At 45.2% G+C, this 16,771-nt stretch carries 15 protein-coding genes; 14 read left to right on the top strand and 1 reads right to left on the bottom strand.

Translation table 11 applies throughout. From position 1 onward, the window contains the following. Nucleotides 1–12 precede the first annotated feature (12 nt). The 10 genes from ffh (at nt 13) to EBI00_RS09580 (ending at nt 9,370) form a co-directional block, all read left to right on the top strand. Nucleotides 13–1,389 (top strand): signal recognition particle protein, encoded by a 1,377-nt coding sequence (gene ffh, locus EBI00_RS09625; protein ID WP_123095726.1) that lies wholly within the window; start codon nt 13–15, stop codon nt 1,387–1,389. Between the two features lie 180 nt (nt 1,390–1,569). After that, nucleotides 1,570–1,818, top strand: a complete 249-nt coding sequence (gene rpsP / locus EBI00_RS09620) for a 30S ribosomal protein S16 (protein ID WP_123095725.1) — start codon at nt 1,570–1,572, stop codon at nt 1,816–1,818. Between the two features lie 15 nt (nt 1,819–1,833). Next, complete coding sequence (gene rimM, locus EBI00_RS09615) at nt 1,834–2,379, top strand: ribosome maturation factor RimM (protein WP_123095724.1); 546 nt, start codon at nt 1,834–1,836, stop codon at nt 2,377–2,379. Nucleotides 2,380–2,400: 21 nt separating this feature from the next. Next, nucleotides 2,401–3,153: a tRNA (guanosine(37)-N1)-methyltransferase TrmD gene (gene trmD, locus EBI00_RS09610; protein WP_123095723.1), complete on the top strand. Its 753-nt coding sequence runs from the start codon at nt 2,401–2,403 to the stop codon at nt 3,151–3,153. A 69-nt stretch (nt 3,154–3,222) separates the two neighbouring features. After that, nucleotides 3,223–3,585, top strand: coding sequence for a 50S ribosomal protein L19 (rplS, locus tag EBI00_RS09605; protein WP_123095722.1), 363 nt, complete (start codon nt 3,223–3,225; stop codon nt 3,583–3,585). A gap of 104 nt (nt 3,586–3,689) precedes the next feature. Further along, nucleotides 3,690–4,409 carry a thioredoxin fold domain-containing protein gene (locus tag EBI00_RS09600; protein WP_123095896.1) on the top strand — a complete coding sequence of 240 codons (720 nt, stop codon included), beginning with the start codon at nt 3,690–3,692 and terminating at the stop codon, nt 4,407–4,409. A 167-nt stretch (nt 4,410–4,576) separates the two neighbouring features. Beyond that, on the top strand, nt 4,577–5,878 hold the full coding sequence (locus tag EBI00_RS09595) for a homoserine dehydrogenase (RefSeq protein ID WP_123095895.1): 1,302 nt from the start codon (nt 4,577–4,579) through the stop codon (nt 5,876–5,878). Nucleotides 5,879–5,892: 14 nt separating this feature from the next. After that, nucleotides 5,893–7,278: a threonine synthase gene (gene thrC / locus EBI00_RS09590; RefSeq protein ID WP_123095721.1), complete on the top strand. Its 1,386-nt coding sequence runs from the start codon at nt 5,893–5,895 to the stop codon at nt 7,276–7,278. Nucleotides 7,279–7,359: 81 nt separating this feature from the next. Continuing rightward, nucleotides 7,360–8,079 (top strand): 16S rRNA (uracil(1498)-N(3))-methyltransferase, encoded by a 720-nt coding sequence (locus EBI00_RS09585; protein ID WP_123095720.1) that lies wholly within the window; start codon nt 7,360–7,362, stop codon nt 8,077–8,079. Nucleotides 8,080–8,257: 178 nt separating this feature from the next. Then, nucleotides 8,258–9,370: a GGDEF domain-containing protein gene (locus EBI00_RS09580; protein ID WP_123095719.1), complete on the top strand. Its 1,113-nt coding sequence runs from the start codon at nt 8,258–8,260 to the stop codon at nt 9,368–9,370. Between the two features lie 160 nt (nt 9,371–9,530). Here the strand turns inward: EBI00_RS09580 and EBI00_RS09575 are convergent, their stop codons facing one another. Further along, nucleotides 9,531–11,915 carry a methyl-accepting chemotaxis protein gene (locus tag EBI00_RS09575; protein ID WP_123095718.1) on the bottom strand — a complete coding sequence of 795 codons (2,385 nt, stop codon included), beginning with the start codon at nt 11,913–11,915 and terminating at the stop codon, nt 9,531–9,533. A 177-nt stretch (nt 11,916–12,092) separates the two neighbouring features. On the opposite strand from EBI00_RS09575, the gene recJ reads away from it, so the two are divergent. The 4 genes from recJ (at nt 12,093) to EBI00_RS09555 (ending at nt 16,762) form a co-directional block, all read left to right on the top strand. Then, nucleotides 12,093–13,817, top strand: a complete 1,725-nt coding sequence (gene recJ, locus EBI00_RS09570) for a single-stranded-DNA-specific exonuclease RecJ (protein ID WP_123095717.1) — start codon at nt 12,093–12,095, stop codon at nt 13,815–13,817. Between the two features lie 111 nt (nt 13,818–13,928). Further along, the gene (gene folD, locus EBI00_RS09565) at nt 13,929–14,771 is read left to right on the top strand and encodes a bifunctional methylenetetrahydrofolate dehydrogenase/methenyltetrahydrofolate cyclohydrolase FolD (RefSeq protein WP_123095716.1); all 843 of its coding nucleotides are present in this window, start codon (nt 13,929–13,931) and stop codon (nt 14,769–14,771) included. Nucleotides 14,772–14,851: 80 nt separating this feature from the next. Beyond that, entirely contained in the window at nt 14,852–15,442 is a 591-nt protein-coding gene (locus EBI00_RS09560) for a UPF0149 family protein (protein ID WP_123095715.1), read from the top strand. A 12-nt stretch (nt 15,443–15,454) separates the two neighbouring features. Then, a complete protein-coding gene (locus EBI00_RS09555; RefSeq protein WP_123095714.1) occupies nt 15,455–16,762 on the top strand; it encodes an aminopeptidase P N-terminal domain-containing protein in 1,308 nt (435 codons plus the stop codon). Nucleotides 16,763–16,771 lie beyond the last annotated feature (9 nt).

Here is a 16,771-nt window from a genome sequence, read left to right as displayed (position 1 = left end):
TTTGAGGGCAATATGTTCGACAATTTATCGAATCGTTTAACTTCTTCGCTTGATCGCATTCGAGGTCGAGCTAAATTAACTGAAGACAACATTCAAGAGGTGTTGCGCGAAGTGCGCATGGCTTTGTTAGAAGCTGATGTTGCTTTGCCTGTTGTAAAAGATTTTATTGTTGCGGTAAAAGAGCGCGCCATTGGCACAGAAGTGTCCAAAAGTTTAAGTCCTGGGCAAGTCTTTCTAAAGATTGTCAAACAAGAACTTGAAAGCGTGATGGGTGAGGCCAACGATGGCCTCAATCTGAGAGTAGCAAGGCCGGCAGTGATCTTGCTAGCGGGTTTGCAGGGGGCGGGTAAAACCACATCGGCGGCTAAACTAGCTAAGTATCTAAAAGAGCGAGAAAAGAAATCGGTGTCTGTGGTCAGTGCAGACGTGTATCGTCCTGCTGCGATTAAACAGCTTGAGACCTTAGCGGGTGAAGTGGGCGTTGACTTTATCCCGAGCGATTTATCGCAGAAGCCAATCGATATCGTTAACAACGCAATCGATTATGCTAGGAAAGCCCACAAAGATGTATTAATCGTCGATACCGCAGGTCGTCTATCTATTGACGAAGACATGATGGCGGAAATCAAGGCACTACATGCGGCGGTTAATCCGATTGAGACCTTGTTTGTTGTTGATGCCATGACAGGGCAAGATGCGGCGAATACGGCAAAAGCGTTTGGGGATGTCTTACCGCTTACCGGTGTGATTCTTACCAAGACAGATGGTGATGCTCGTGGTGGTGCCGCTTTATCTGTTCGTCATATCACGGGTAAGCCGATTAAGTTTTTAGGTGTAGGTGAGAAAACCGATGCTCTAGAGCCTTTCCATCCAGACCGCTTAGCCTCACGTATTCTTGGTATGGGAGATATGCTTTCCCTAATCGAGCAAGCCGAGCAAAAAGTTGATAAAGAAAAAGCAGAAAAGCTAGCTGGAAAGCTAAAGAAAGGCAAAAGCTTTGATTTAGAAGACTTTAAAGAACAGTTGCAGCAAATGAAGAACATGGGCGGTATGAGCTCTATGTTAGATAAGCTCCCAGGTATGGGGCAATTGGGAAATATTCAAGATAAAGTGAACGATAAAATGTTCGTGCAAATGGAAGCCCTAATTAATTCCATGACACCTGCAGAGCGTCGAAATCCTGACGTGATTAATGGCTCTCGAAAAAAACGCATTTCAACCGGCGCCGGACTGCAAATCCAAGATTTAAATCGTCTGCTTAAACAGCATAAGCAAATGCAAAAGATGATGAAAAAAATGTCCGCCAAAGGGGGGATGCAAAAAATGATGCGTGGTTTAGGAGGGATGATGCCAGGCGGTTTTCCAGGCGGCGGCGGTTTCCCTAAATAACGCCGCTATCTACTTGTTTTTATTAGGGGTTATAAAAAACTTCTAATTTAATTGAAAGGGCGAGTAAATCGCTCTTTTGTTTTTCTAGTTTATCGACTAGAATATGCCGCCTTCTTGTAGTATGAGTCAAAAATTCGACTCGGCAAGAGGTGTTTCGTTAAGCAATAAGGAACCAATCATATGGTAACTATTCGTCTTTCTCGTGGTGGCTCTAAAAAGCGCCCATTCTATCATTTGAACGTGGCTGATAGCCGTCGTGCACGTGATGGTCGTTATATCGAGCGTTTGGGTTTCTTTAACCCTGTTGCTCGTGGTCAAGAAGAACGTTTACGTGTAGATCTAGAGCGCGTAAATCATTGGGTTAGCCAAGGCGCTCAACTTTCTGACCGTGCTGCTCAGCTTATTAAAGAAGCTGGCAAAAGCGCTTAATACAGAGGTAATGCTATGTCTAAGTTAAAACAAGCGGCCGCTCCTGAGCAAGCCCTTGTGGTTGGACGCATTACATCTGTATATGGTGTCAAAGGGTGGGTGAAATTATTCTCTCATACCGATCCAATGCAAGGGATCTTTGATTACAAGCATTGGTGGCTGAAAACTCCAAGCGGGTGGAAGGCTGTAGAATTAAGCCAAGGTCGTCTGCAAGGGCGTGGTTTGGTGGCATCAGTCGAAGGCTATAGCGACAGAGATCAAGTAAAAGATATCTGCGGTATGGACATTTACATTGATGCAGCAGAGCTACCAGAACTCGATGAAGGTGAATATTACTGGAGTCAGCTGGAAGGTCTCAAAGTAAGTACAAAAGAGGGCGTCCTCTTAGGAAAGGTTTCTCAGCTTATGGAAACTGGTGCGAATGATGTAATTGTTGTCCGGGCTTGTGAAGGTAGCTTTGATCGGGAAGAGCGCTTGATTCCTTATGCGCCAGGTACTTATGTTTTAAATATTGATTTAGAGCAGCAGGAAATGGTAGTTGATTGGGATCCAGGGTTTTAATGGTCAAACCGAGGTCACAAGGTGAAGGTTAGCGTTATATCGCTCTTTCCAGAAATGTTTCAGGCCATTACTCAATATGGAGTAACAGGCAGAGCCATTAGGTCGGGGTTAGTTGAGGTGGATTATTTTAATCCCCGTGATTTTACCCATGACAAGCATAAGACAGTAGATGATCGTCCTTATGGTGGTGGTCCTGGGATGCTCATGAAAGTGCAGCCTCTCAAAGATGCCATTGCGAGTGCCAAATTATCGGTACCCAATGCAAAAGTTATTTATCTATCCCCTCAAGGGCGTACGTTAACGCAAGAAGGCGTGCAACAGCTTGCTAAACAAGCAGAATTTATTCTGGTAGCAGGTCGTTATGAAGGCGTTGATGAACGTTTGATTCAGTCTCAAATTGATGAAGAATGGTCGATTGGCGACTTTGTCCTAAGTGGTGGTGAGTTACCGGCAATGGTGCTCATGGATGCCGTATTTCGTATGGTGCCAGGAGTGTTAGGAAAACAAGCGTCTGCGGATGAAGATTCATTTGCTGATGGTTTGTTGGATTGTCCGCATTTTACTCGCCCCGAAGTATTGAATGGTGAACCTGTGCCATCGGTGCTGCTTAGTGGCAACCACGAGGAGATTAGACGCTGGCGATTAAAGCAAAAGCTCGGAAGAACTTTTCAACGCCGGCCAGACCTTCTGCAGAACCTTGAGTTGGACAAGGAACAGCAGATGTTGTTAGAAGAGTTTATTCGCGAAACTGAAGATTCAACCTCGGCAGAGTAGGAATTGCGAGCTTATCAGAAAGAAGAACCTTCATGCTGGTAAGAAACCATATCATTAGGAGTCACATCCATGAGTAATAAAACTAAACTGATTCAGCAGTTAGAAGCTGAACAAATGACAAAAGATGTCCCAGCCTTCGGTCCTGGTGATACTGTTGTTGTTCAAGTTAAGGTTAAAGAAGGTTCACGCGAGCGTCTACAGGCTTATGAAGGCATTGTAATCTCTAAGCGTAATCGTGGTCTTAACTCAGCATTTACCGTTCGTAAAATTTCTAGCGGTATTGGTGTTGAGCGTGCTTTCCAAACGTACAGCCCATTGGTTGAAAGCATCGAAGTTAAACGCCGCGGTGACGTGCGTCAAGCTAAGATCTACTACCTACGCGAGCGTTCTGGTAAATCTGCACGTATCAAAGAAAAATTATCAAAGCGTTAATTTTTCCGATTTAAAAAAAGGCGACTTTAGTCGCCTTTTTTTATGGAAATTACCTACCCTCGTATGGCCTAATGGAGATCGATTATGATGTCTTTGAGGTTTCTATGTTAAATTTTTCTGGCTCGCTCTCTCGATCCACTTTGCTGAGCCTGTTACTACTCTCTTCTGTCAATGTGGCTTTGGCCGACCAATCTGCTGTATTGTCTGCAATAAAAGCTGCGTTACCTCAATATGACATTAAGCACTCGGAATTTCATCAGGCATCGGGATTGTATGTCGTCAACCTTAAAGATGGCCCAACACTTCATGTGACGAAAGATGGTCAATTTTTTGTGGCGGGTGACTTGTACCGTGTTGATGGTACTGACTTGATTAATGAGACGGAAAAAGCCAAATTCGCTAAGATTGAGTCCTTGTCTGAATCACAAATGATTATTTATAAAGCTAGCAATGAGCAAGCTCATATTACGGTCTTTACCGATGTGGATTGTGGCTATTGTCAGCTATTACACAGAGAAGTTCCTGCGCTAAACGACGCCGGTGTGACGGTAAGATATTTGGCTTACCCAAGAGCTGGTGTAGGCTCTTTGGTTTACAACAAGATGGTCAGTGTTTGGTGTTCGGATGACCCTCAAGAGTGGCTGACACAGGTTAAATTAGGCGCAGAAATAGCGCAAAATACCTGTGTAAATCCAGTGGCAGACCAATATAAACTGGGGAATGAAATGGGCGTTCGCGGTACGCCAAGCATAGTGTTTGATGATGGCACTTTTCTGCCCGGCTACTTGCCAGCCCCTGAGCTAATAAAGCGACTTGGCTTGTAACGTTATCGCGGAAAATTCCGCGACTCATGAGTTTTCTTCAGTCGCTTCAGCGTTGGGTTTGATAGAAGCTAGCGTTATAATAAAAGATATTTGAATTTACGTAACAAGGCGCACTATGGCGTCGATTGTGGTCATTAAAAAATAAACTATTTCTGTGGGGTATTGTTTTGAAACCGGTAAAAGTCGGAATTTGCGGGCTGGGGACAGTGGGGTCCGGTAGTTTTAATATTCTTCTCAATAATGCAGAAGAAATCACACGACGTGTTGGTCGCAGTATTGTTATTGAGCAAGTGGGTGCTCGTCGCGATAACGATATGTGTGACACAACAGGCATCAAGGTTACCCGTGATATATTTGATGTGGTGAATAACCCAGAAATTGATATTGTGCTTGAGCTTATTGGCGGCACCTCTGTTGCCAAAGAGTTAGTATTAACCGCGATTGAAAATGGCAAACACGTTGTTACGGCCAATAAAGCCTTGATTGCAGAACATGGGAACGAGATTTTCGCTAAAGCCCGTGATAAAGGCGTGATTGTGGCTTTTGAGGCGGCAGTAGCTGGGGGCATCCCCATCATTAAGTCGTTACGCGAAGGCTTATCTGCTAACCGAATCGAATGGTTGGCCGGTATTATTAATGGCACAGGCAATTTTATTCTGTCGGAAATGACGGAAAAGAACCGCAATTTCGACGAAGTGTTGGCGGAAGCACAAGCGCTTGGTTATGCAGAAGCCGATCCGACATTTGATATTGAAGGTATTGATGCGGCACATAAATTAACGATTTTGGCATCCATTGCTTTTGGTATTCCGCTGCAGTTCGAAAAAACTTACACCGAAGGTATCAGTCGTATTACCTCGGAAGACATAGAATTTGCGAATCAACTGGGTTATGCGATTAAACACTTAGGTATTGCACGCCGAACTAAAGCAGGTATTGAACTTCGCGTCCATCCTACCCTGATTTCTCGCAAGCAGTTGTTAGCAAACGTGAACGGCGTCATGAATGCTATTATGGTACAAGGTGATGTAGTAGGTCCTACATTGACCTACGGCGCTGGCGCTGGCTCTCTGCCCACAGGCTCATCGGTGATCGCGGACGTTATTGACGTGGCTCGTGCTTTAACGGCAGACCCTACGAATAGAGTGCCACATTTGGCATTCCAAGCGGATTCTTTGTCTAGTGTGCCCATTTTGCCAGTGGAAGAAATTGAGTGCGGTTTCTTTTTGAATATGACGATCAAAGATCGTGCGGGCGTGTTGGCAAACATTACTCAGATTTTATCGATGAATGAGATCAGCATCGAATCCTTGATTCAGCGCGAACGTGAAGGCAGCGAATTGGTGCCTTTAGTCGTGATGACGCATGATGTGAAAGAACGTAATATGAATGCTGCAATTGCCGCAATTGAAGCTTTACCGGACGTTGCCGGTACTGTGCAACGAATCCGTGTTGAAAATTTGGCGTAAGAGAGAAAAACATAATGAAATACATATCGACTCGTGGAAAAGCCCCAGCGCTGTCTTTTGGCGATGTTTTATTAGCCGGCTTGGCCAACGACGGTGGTTTGTACGTGCCTGAAACCTTGCCAAACTTCAGTCAAGATGAAATCGCTTCTTGGGCAAGTTTGAGTTACCAAGAATTGGCGTTTAAGGTCATGTGGCCGTTTGTTGAAGGAGATATACCAGCAGATGCTTTTAAAGGCATGATTGAAGAGGCTTATGCGAGCTTTAATCATGCGGCGATTGCCCCTATGGTGCAAGTGGGCAATAACGAATGGATTCTTGAGTTGTTCCGTGGTCCAACGCTGGCCTTTAAAGACTTTGCATTGCAATTGCTTGGTCGCCTGATGGATTATGTGCTCTCGGAGCGTCAAGACAAACTGGTGATCCTCGGTGCAACGTCTGGCGACACAGGGTCTGCGGCGATTGAAGGTTGCCGCCATTCAGAGCACTTAAATATTTTCATTTTGCACCCTTATCAACGAGTGTCAGAAGTACAGCGTCGTCAAATGACTACGGTCATTGACAATAATGTGTTTAACATCGCAGTAAAGGGCAACTTTGACGACTGTCAGAGTATGGTGAAAGCCAGTTTTGCCGATCAGTCCTTTTTGAAGGGCGCAAAATTAGGTGCGGTGAACTCCATTAACTGGGCGCGCATTATGGCGCAGATTGTGTACTATTTTTCTTCTGCATTGTCAGTGGGAGCGCCTCATCGTAAGGTGTCGTTCTCTGTACCGACCGGAAATTTTGGTGATATTTTCGCTGGGTATTTGGCGAAGAAAATGGGCTTGCCCATTGATCAGCTTGTGGTAGCCACCAACCAGAATGATATTTTGCATCGCGTCATTGCAGAAAATGATATGAGTCGTCAGTCTTTGAATGTGACTCTGTCGCCTAGTATGGACATCATGGTATCGAGTAACTTTGAGCGTCTATTGTTTGATGCTCATGGGCGCGATGGGGCAGCGGTTGACGATTTGATGGCGCGATTTAATAAGGGAGATGTGTCCCTTAATGATACTGCTTGGTCATTCGTGAAAGACAACTTTGACAGTTATAAAGTGGATGACGAGAAAACGTGTGACGTCATTTCAGATGTGTTTGCTAAGACACAATATCTGCTTGACCCACACACAGCCATTGGTCTTGAAGCAGCGCGTCATTGTTGGAAGGACAGAAGTGTTCCTATGATTACCTTGGCGACAGCGCATCCGGTGAAGTTTCCTGAAGCGGTTGAAAAAGCAAACTGTGAGTCGCCTGTGTTACCTGAACACATGAAAGACCTCTTTGAACGAGATGAGTCTTACACCGTATTGGACAACAGTTTGAGTGACGTTCAGGCTTTTGTGGCTGATAATATCTAGCTTATCCTTCCTCAATAAAGTGTATAACGGCCAATCTTCGATTGGCCGTTTCTTTTCCTTTTTTCTGTTTGTGCCTTTTCTATGAATATTATTTTACTCGATCCGAAAAATGCCCTTGGTGATGGTCGTTATGGGCTGACGCTGCGACAGCAAAGTCATATTTCAACAGTGATTAAGGCAAAGCAAGGTGATGTGCTTAGGGTTGGGCTGTTGAACGGGAAAATAGGCGAAGGGGTTTATCAGCCACCAGTAGAAAATCAAGCTGGCTATATTCACGCCTTAACGCTTTTTTCATCTCCTCCTAAACCTTTGCCAATGATTTTAGTGATGGCCTTGCCTAGGCCCAACATGCTAAAGCGAACCTTGCAGAATATCACCGCAATGGGAGTGAAGCATTTGTATCTCATACATTCGGCTAAGGTGGAAAAAAGTTACTGGCAAAGCCCTGTTTTACAGACAGAGTCTATTCAGCAATGTTTATTGGAAGGTTTAGAGCAAGCCAAGGACACCGTCATGCCAAATTGGTCTTTAATACCGCGCTTTCGACCCTTCGTGGAAGATCAGTTGCCGGACTTATTGCAAGGTAAAGTCGGCCTATTAGCTCATCCATATTTGGCAAAGTCTTGTCCTGTTGATATCCAAGAACCTTGTGTGTTGGCTTTGGGGCCAGAAGGCGGTTGGAATGAGTTTGAAATAGAAAAATGGCTAGAAGCAGGAATGCAATCGGTACATTTGGGTGAGCGAATTTTAAAAGTAGAGACAGTTGTCCCCGTCTTGTTGTCACGTTTATATCCAGCCTAGATGTCGTCTGAAGTCTTCGTCTTTTTGCCAATGTTGCTATTTGTAACCTAGCATGATTATTAGCAGTGATTTTTTATTCTTTGTAATAGAATGAAATTCTAAATTAGTCAGCGCCTATCTTTGTCGTTAGATTAATATGTTGTGAATTCATCTGATGGTTATTGAGTGGCGGGTTTGTATGGCGAATGATCTTCCTCCAAAAAAAAATGCCAAAGATTATGTCCGAGACGATAAGGCGAAGGCATTTTGGCTAACGTCTCTGTATGTTGGTAATGTCAGTGGCTCTTTTTCAGATGATGTGCGTAGGACGTTTATCATCAATCTCTTTTCTTCTGTCGGTGTTATTTTTACACTGCCTTTGGGCGTGGCGGCCCTCTTCGAGGAAGAATATGTACTAGGCTTTTGCTTATTAATGGTTGCGCTTTTATATACGGCCAACCATGTCTATTTGCGTAGAACGCATAATCATGTTTTATCGGGTAAGTTTGTCATCTACCCACTTTATATACTGATGATTTTCCTGATCTATTCAGGTGGTGTGAAAGGGACGGGTCATGTATGGATTTACTGTGTCCCGGCGGTAGCACTTTTTTTGCAGGGGTTAAAGCGCGGCTTAATAGAGCTGGCCTTGTTCACCTTGGCACTTATTATCGTTTTATATTTTACCAACAATCATTTTGCGGATTTTGGTTATGATCCAGCGCTAAAATCGAGAATTCTGTTTTCTTTAATGGTTGTCATATTTCTGTCTGCGATTTATGAATACTGTATGTCCCGCTTTAATCATGAGCTTAAGGCGACGTCTATTGAGCTTGAATGTCTGGCCTACATGGATACGCTGACAGCCTTATTGAACCGCAGGGGAATAATGCAGCGTTTGGAAAAAAGCACTTATCAAAGTTTTCATCTGTTGTTGGCTGACGTGGATTTCTTTAAGCGCGTAAACGATGAATATGGCCACGACGCTGGCGATTATGCGCTAAAAGAATTGTCTCGGATGATTCAGCAGTCCCTTCCAGAGAAAGGTTTGGCAGCACGCTGGGGGGGAGAGGAGTTCCTGTTGGCCGTATGTGACTGTACAAAATCAGACGCGTTTGACTTGGCCGAATTGATTCGTCAAGAGATTGAAGATCATGAATTTGTGTATTTAGATCACAAGTTTCGCATGACCTTGAGTGTGGGTGTTGCCACCATGAATGAATCAACCCCCTTACATGACGCCATAACCTTAGCCGACGATCGTTTATACAGCGCCAAGAGGGCAGGTCGCAATCAGGTCAGAGCCAGATAACATGTTTTCGTGTTATGCTTTTTATCAATGTTAATTTGAAAAACATATTGATGGAGAGGTTTTTATTATCACGATTAGGGGGGACGTTGTACTGTTTGAAATGCGTTTCGTAAAGTGAAGAGACCCCCTAGTTTATGGCCAACCTAGAGGGAATGTTCCTTTACTGTTCTTTTGATTCTTGGCGAATCAAGTTTCTTCGGTTGAGTGACCAATCCTTGTCAGTTACTTTAAAGCGATTTATGTGCACCATGATGTTATCAGAAAGCTTGATGACATCTTTGCCTACCATTGTTGAATGCTCAGTTTGCTGGTTTATTTTCACAAAGCTGTTTCGCATTTCATCGTAATGAGCGGTCACATCTAAGAAGTTATTTTGCTGGCTGGTGATTGCCGTGGCAATTTGTGACACTCTGCCAGTAATAGTGTCCATGGCGCCCTTTACTTGTGAGAGCGATTGAATGGCATCGTTCACATGAATTGATGATTGATCGGCATTTGATTTGCTGTTTTCCATGCGTTTCACGACTTCTTGCGTGCCATTTTGAATAGCTTCTACCATGCTGGCGACTTCGTCTGTCGATTGGCGAGTTTTTGAGGCAAGAGAGCGAACTTCATCCGCGACAACGGCAAATCCTCGTCCTGCTTCCCCTGCACGGGCGGCCTCAATCGCTGCGTTTAGCGCCAGCAGATTAGTTTGCTCTGCGATACTATTAATAACATCAATGATGCCCGCGATACGGTCAGTATCGCCTTTAAGTTTTGACAGGGCATCAACCGCTTGCGCAACGTCTACTGAAAGCTCTTTCATGGTTTGTGCTACCTGATTGACGACTTTCTCGCTCGTGTTCACTATAACGTTGCCTTCGCTAGAGGCTTGTCTAATCTCTTCCAGTTCGACTTCCACTTGTTTGGTGGACTCGTTGGTTTCTGAAAGGCATTCGTTGACCTTACCTGCTTGGTACTTTTGTTGGTCAGTTGCTATGGAAAGTTGAGTGTTCACATCGGTAATGTCTTCCGAAATAGGTTTGAGCCGAATAACGGAAGCAATTACTGACGAAAATGTTTTATCTATGTGATTTATAAATAAGTTGATGCCTTTCGCTAAATCAGCAAGCTCATCTTTGCTGTTTGTCGGCAGTCGTTGAGTTAAATCGCCTTCGCCTTCTGCAATGTCATGCATAAGTTTAACCATGTTATTAATAGGTCGAACGATAACATTTGCCAGTAATAACCCCAGAAGTGCACCAACAACCAGAGCAATAAGTGAAACCACCGCCAGAGTTGAATAGACGCTATCTTTTAGCGTTACGATAGGAGCAAAGGCTTCAGACTGGTTTTTTTCACTGATAATAATCCAGTTCACATCCCGAATATTCAAAGGTTTGAAGGCGCTGAGTGACGGTGTATTGAGGTAGTTGTTGCCTATCAGGAATCCTTCTTTTCCTGAAATGGCGCTGTCTAACGCTTTGCTGTTCACTTTCACCGTACCAATGGTGGTGTTCCGGTTTTCTATGAATTTTAGGGTGTTGTTTGAAAAGCCTGCCTTTTTAGCCGTCTCTAAAAAAGCGGCTTTGTCTTGAATCAGCATGCGCTCATTACTGTGCATGATTCCATCATGTCCGACAAGGTAAGTTTGACCTGTTTCACCTAAGCCACTTTTTTCCCATTTTTCGTGATGAACCATGACATTATTAATACGATCGATGGGCATTTGGAAAATTAGCACCGCAATCACTTTGCCATTTTTGATTATAGGTGACGAAATGAATGATGCTGATGCATTGTAAGATGGCCCATAAGGCGCAAAGTCAATCAAATGAGTTTTAGTGGTGTTTTTGTCATTGATGGCTTTTTTAAAGGCTTCTCCTAAGCCTGTGTTTTTGTATGGTCCGGTTAGTAATGATGTCCCAAAGTCGAGCTCTTTAAAAACGCTGTAGACTACGTGACCGGTTTTAGCGTCTGCAATAAAAACATCGTAAAACCCAAATTCTTTTTGGAACTGGCGAAACATAGGATGAAATGTTGAATGGACGCCATCATAAGTTGTGCCATCGCCCGAGCTGACTAAACTGTCTTTTTCACCTAAAGGCGCTTTGTTATTGCTGATGTAGGTAACTTGAGCAGCCTTGGCAAGCGGGCTTAAAGCCGAAAGGATATTGCCGGGATTACTTGATTCTCCGGCGTTTATGCTTTTGTAGTTCTTGTCGAATTGGTTTTGGTAATAATCGATAAGTTTTGGTTCGTCGGCTGCGACCTTGTTCGTAGGATAGTCCGCAAAAGCATCGGAAAAGGCTTCGGCAGCGGCAATGGTGCTGTTGTTCTGAGACAAGCTAATGGCTTGCTTTTCAATAAAAGAAAAATACGTTTCTATCGATTGCGCTGTGAGGTCGCGAGACAGAATGAGCTGTTTTTGTGTGCTTTCTTGGAGCGCTTGCGCGCCTTTATTTAAGGCGTTTTGGCTCAGAATGAGACCAACGATAACCGTTGGAACCACGGCGAGTAATGTGCCCATTAAAATTAAACGTGTTTTGATTGAAACAGTCATTTTTCATCCTAAATAAAGGTTGCAGAGTTGTGTTATGTGTCCAGTAAACTACAAAGCAAGGTTAATGCCATATATTTTGTAATGGTATTTAATGACCTTACTAAAAAAATCCTACTGTATTTATGTTACGCTTCAGTTTTATTTTGTCGTTAATTTGTAAGTTGCTTAGGTAAAGTTATGCGAATAGAGCGTCGGTCTTTTCAGGCTGAAGATAAAGGACTTCCTGAGACTATGTCTTTGAGTTTACGCCGTATTTTTTTGGCGCGAGGAGTGTGTTCTAGTCAAGAATTAGACTATCGATTACCACTCTTATTAAGGCCAGATTCTTTATTCGATTTATCGAATGCCGCATGCATATTGGCGGATGCTATTGAAGCGGGGCAAAAAATTCTCATCGTTGGAGACTTTGATGCAGATGGTGCCACCAGCACCAGTCTTGGTATTTTAGCCTTAGAGGCCATGGGCGCCATAGCGCCTGAGTATTTGGTTCCGAATCGGTTTGAGTTTGGTTATGGCTTGACCCCCGAGATCGTCGAAGTGGCACAGCAGAGTGCGCCTGATGTACTGGTGACAGTAGACAATGGCATCGCCAGTATTGACGGCGTGTTGGCCGCAAAAAAGTATGGTATGAAGGTGGTGGTGACCGATCATCACTTACCAGGTGATGCCTTGCCTGCTGCCGATGCGATTGTTAATCCCAATCATCCTGACTGTGGCTTCCCAAGTAAAAATTTGGCGGGTGTGGGCGTCATTTTTTATGTGATGTCGGCGGTACGAGCCGAACTAAAACAGCGTCATTGGTTTACGGATCAGCACATTCCAGAGCCTAAAATGGCGGACTATCTTGATATCGTCGCGTTAGGTACGGTCGCTGATGTCGTGCCTTTGGACGCCAACAATCGTATTTTAGTGCAACAGGGCATTAAGCGCATTCAAGCAGGGCTAGCGCGCCCCGGAATTTTGGCACTGCTTGAAGTGGGACGACGTGATCATACTCAATTGAAGGCGTCAGATTTGGGGTTCGTCGTGGGGCCTAGGCTGAACGCTGCGGGGCGTTTGGATGATATGTCTATTGGGATTGAGTGCCTGTTAGCGGTGCATCCACATCAAGCGCGCGAATATGCCCAACAACTTGATCAATTCAATCGCGAGCGTAAAGCCATTGAATCTGATATGAAAGAGCAAGCCGAGCTGGCGTTAGCGTCCTTGCTCGGTGACGACGCTGACATGCCAAATGGTATGTGCTTCTATGATGCAGACTGGCATCAAGGGGTGATCGGGATTCTGGCATCAAGAATGAAAGAAAAGTGTCATCGCCCTGTGATTGCCTTTGCCCGCACGGGTGAGGATGAGCTAAAGGGGTCGGCACGTTCCATTCCTGGCGTGCATATACGCGATGCCCTAGATCTATTGGCTAAGCGTTATCCGCAATTACTGAGTAAGTTTGGTGGTCACGCTATGGCTGCAGGGATGTCCATTAAAGAGTCCCATTATGACGCCTTTCGATTGGCGTTTGATGCCATCATTACTGAGTGGGTGACACCAGAGCAATTAGAAGCCACCTTGCTGACCGACGGCCCGCTTGCCTCCGAAGACTTCAGCCTGAGCTTTGCTGAACAAGTCCGTTTGTCAGGGCCTTGGGGGCAGATGTTTCCAGAGCCTTGTTTTGATGGTGTTTTTGATATTTTGCAGCAGCGTATCGTTGGTGAGAAACATTTAAAACTCATGGTTCGAGAGCCCAGTAGTGGTCTTATGTTAGACGCCATTAGTTTTTTTGTCGACCTGGAAAAATGGCCAGATCAGACCGCCAATCAAGTACGTTTGGTGTATAAGTTGGATGTGAATGAATTTCGCGGTCAACGCAATTTGCAATTATTGGTGGATTATTTAGAGCCGGCTTAAGTAAGTGTTGGCATATTGAAAAAACGCGGTTCGGGATTGCATATCAAATCGAAAGTTGAGGTATAATGCGCCTCCCTCTTTATACCACGCGATAAATACTGGAGCTCATTCATGACTGCACTGGTTCTTGACGGCAAACTTTGCGCCGAAGAAACTGAAAACCGTTTACAAGCTCAAGTCACTGAGCTGAAAGCGCGCACTGGTTGCACCCCGATCCTTGCGACCATTTTAGTGGGTGCTGACCCTGCGTCGGCCACGTATGTAAAAATGAAAGGCAATGCTTGTCGTCGAGTAGGCATGGATTCTATGGCGATTGAATTGCCAGAAACCACAACGACTGAGCAGCTTTTAGCTAAGATTAACGAATTAAACAGCAACCCAGACGTTCACGGTATCTTGTTGCAACATCCAGTACCAGAGCAAATCGATGAGCGTTTGTGTTTTGATGCGATAGCGGCTCATAAAGACGTAGACGGTGTGACTTGTCTTGGTTTTGGTCGTATGGCAATGCAAGAGCCTGCATACGGTGCGGCCACGCCTGCTGGCATCATGCGTTTGCTTGAAGCATATGATGTGAACCTAGAAGGTAAGCACGTTGTTGTGGTTGGTCGTAGTCCTATTCTCGGCAAACCAATGGCAATGATGATGTTAAATGCCAATGCCACCGTGACGATTTGCCATTCTCGTACACAGAATTTGTCTGAGTTTATTAAGCAAGCCGATGTTGTTGTTGGTGCGGTGGGTAAGCCAGAATTTATAAAAGCCGAATGGATCAAAGACGGTGCCGTGGTGGTCGATGCCGGTTATCACCCTGGTGGTGTTGGCGATATCGAATTGGCGCCTTTGGTTGACCGAGTTGCTGCGTACACGCCTGTGCCAGGTGGCGTAGGCCCCATGACGATTAATACTCTGATTTTACAGACGGTAGAATCAGGTCTTAAGCAACTCGGCTAATTGGACTAAAATAAGAAGAAGCCGCGCCATTCGGTGCGGCTTCTTTTTTTGAGAATTGAACCGAAATAGGGTGACATAGCATGTCCACAGAAAGGTTAAAAGACGCATTGGACTTCGATCTGATCGCTGATGTATTTGTGAGCGAATCCATTACTGCATCACCAGCGGAATTACATGGTCAGTTATGTGGCTATCTCGCGTCTGGGGTAACACTGCCATTGGAAGATTGGTTAACCATGGTGGCTGAGTTTTGTGATATTGAAGGCTGGAAAGAAGACGCGAGCCGCGCAGCCATTGTCGAACTCTATACTGCGACATTGACGTTACTTCAAAACGGTGAGTTCGCCCTTGTGCCTTGTATCTCCGATGAAGATGCGGATTTGTGTGAGCGGGGCGTGACTCTGTCTCAATGGGCGCATGGATTTCTAGCAGGCTATGGTTTATCCGGTCAGAAAAGCACCTTGTCTGACGAGACAAAACAGGTTTTGCGCGATTTTGCGAATATTTCAGGCATGCAGGCTGACATGCGCGCCCTTGAAGACAATAATGACAATGAAGCGGATTTAACCGAGCTGGTGGAATATGTTAGGTTGTCTGCCATGATGTTGTACACAGAGCATCATGACATCAACCCCGATGCCGATCATACAAAGCACGGTTTTTTACATTAATCGAGACTTATTATGAAAATCGAAACTCAGACTTATCAGGCTCGCCGTGAGCGATTGATGCAATCTTTACCCGAAAACAGTGTGGTGGTGTTGCGCACCGGGGAGCTATCGACTCGTAATAATGATTGCGAGTATGAGTTTCGCCCCCACAGCAGTTTTTTTTATCTCACAGGGTTTCCGGAACCCAGTGCTTATGCCTTGATTCACGGGCAGGGTGAATTAACCCTGATTACCTTACCCAAGGACCCTGAGAAAGAGCAGTGGGAGGGGTTTCGATTTGGCACGGAAGGGGCTGTAACCCGTTTCGGTGCTCAAAAAGCGGCGGTATTAGACGAGCTAGACAGCGAGGCGTTTTCCGCCTTAGACGGCACGACGCACCTAGTCTATTTATTCAATGACGCTATGTTGCGTGAAAAAGTGGCCGGTTGGCGAGATGCGCTTGCTGCTCGCGCTCGAATGGGGGCTGTGGCGCCAACACGTTTTATGGATTTAGCGCCCATAGTGTCTGAAATGCGTTTGCGTAAAGACCCAGAAGAAATCGCTATCATGGAAACGGCGGCGCAAATCAGTGTCGAGGCGCATAAACAAGCGATGCGTTCTGTCCGCCCCGGTATGATGGAATACCAGCTGGAAGCAGAATTGAATTACGTTTTTATGAAATCCGGGGCGCGTCAGCCTGCGTATAACAATATCGTGGCATCAGGCAGCAACGCCTGCGTGCTGCATTATATTCAAAACAATGAAGTCATCGCCGATGGCGATTTGATCTTGATCGATGCGGGCGCCGAATTGGGATGTTATGCCTCAGACATTACACGTACCTTTCCAGCCAATGGCCGATTTAGTGAACCACAAGCGGCTTTGTATCAGGTTGTGTTAGATGCCTATCATGCAGGAATGAAAGAGCTGACCGTAGGGACACCGTACGAAGCGTGCCACAACGCCGCAGTGAGAACCCTGACGCAAGGTTTGGTCACATTAGGTTTATTGCATGGCGACGTGGATTTTCTGATCGAGAGCAAAGCGTACCGCGATTTTTATATGCATAATACAGGGCACTGGTTAGGCTTGGATGTCCATGACTGTGGATCGTACAAGATAGCCGGTGAGTCTCGCTTACTAGAAGAAGGTATGGTGTTGACCATTGAGCCTGGGCTGTACGTTTCTAAAGACAATACCAAGGTAGACGCGAAATGGCGGGGGATTGGCATTCGTATTGAAGACGATGTGTTGATTCGTGCCGAAGGTCCTTACGTTTTGACCCACGGCCTACCAAAAGAAATACAAGACATTGAGGCATTCATGTTAGCAAGTCGATAAACGGCTTCA

Origin of the sequence: Marinomonas hwangdonensis (assembly GCF_003721245.1) — a bacterium.
GTDB classification, from domain to species: domain Bacteria; phylum Pseudomonadota; class Gammaproteobacteria; order Pseudomonadales; family Marinomonadaceae; genus Marinomonas; species Marinomonas hwangdonensis.
This window is presented reverse-complemented; position numbering and strand designations above follow the sequence as displayed.

Coding starts and splice junctions, on each gene's coding strand:
- recJ (WP_123095717.1), top strand. CDS start 12,093: ATGCGAATAGAGCGTCGGTCTTTTCAGGCTGAAGATAAAGGACTTCCT.
- thrC (WP_123095721.1), top strand. CDS start 5,893: ATGAAATACATATCGACTCGTGGAAAAGCCCCAGCGCTGTCTTTTGGC.
- folD (WP_123095716.1), top strand. CDS start 13,929: ATGACTGCACTGGTTCTTGACGGCAAACTTTGCGCCGAAGAAACTGAA.
- EBI00_RS09575 (WP_123095718.1), bottom strand. CDS start 11,915: ATGACTGTTTCAATCAAAACACGTTTAATTTTAATGGGCACATTACTC.
- ffh (WP_123095726.1), top strand. CDS start 13: ATGTTCGACAATTTATCGAATCGTTTAACTTCTTCGCTTGATCGCATT.
- rpsP (WP_123095725.1), top strand. CDS start 1,570: ATGGTAACTATTCGTCTTTCTCGTGGTGGCTCTAAAAAGCGCCCATTC.
- EBI00_RS09560 (WP_123095715.1), top strand. CDS start 14,852: ATGTCCACAGAAAGGTTAAAAGACGCATTGGACTTCGATCTGATCGCT.
- rimM (WP_123095724.1), top strand. CDS start 1,834: ATGTCTAAGTTAAAACAAGCGGCCGCTCCTGAGCAAGCCCTTGTGGTT.
- rplS (WP_123095722.1), top strand. CDS start 3,223: ATGAGTAATAAAACTAAACTGATTCAGCAGTTAGAAGCTGAACAAATG.
- EBI00_RS09580 (WP_123095719.1), top strand. CDS start 8,258: ATGGCGAATGATCTTCCTCCAAAAAAAAATGCCAAAGATTATGTCCGA.
- EBI00_RS09585 (WP_123095720.1), top strand. CDS start 7,360: ATGAATATTATTTTACTCGATCCGAAAAATGCCCTTGGTGATGGTCGT.
- EBI00_RS09555 (WP_123095714.1), top strand. CDS start 15,455: ATGAAAATCGAAACTCAGACTTATCAGGCTCGCCGTGAGCGATTGATG.
- EBI00_RS09600 (WP_123095896.1), top strand. CDS start 3,690: ATGTTAAATTTTTCTGGCTCGCTCTCTCGATCCACTTTGCTGAGCCTG.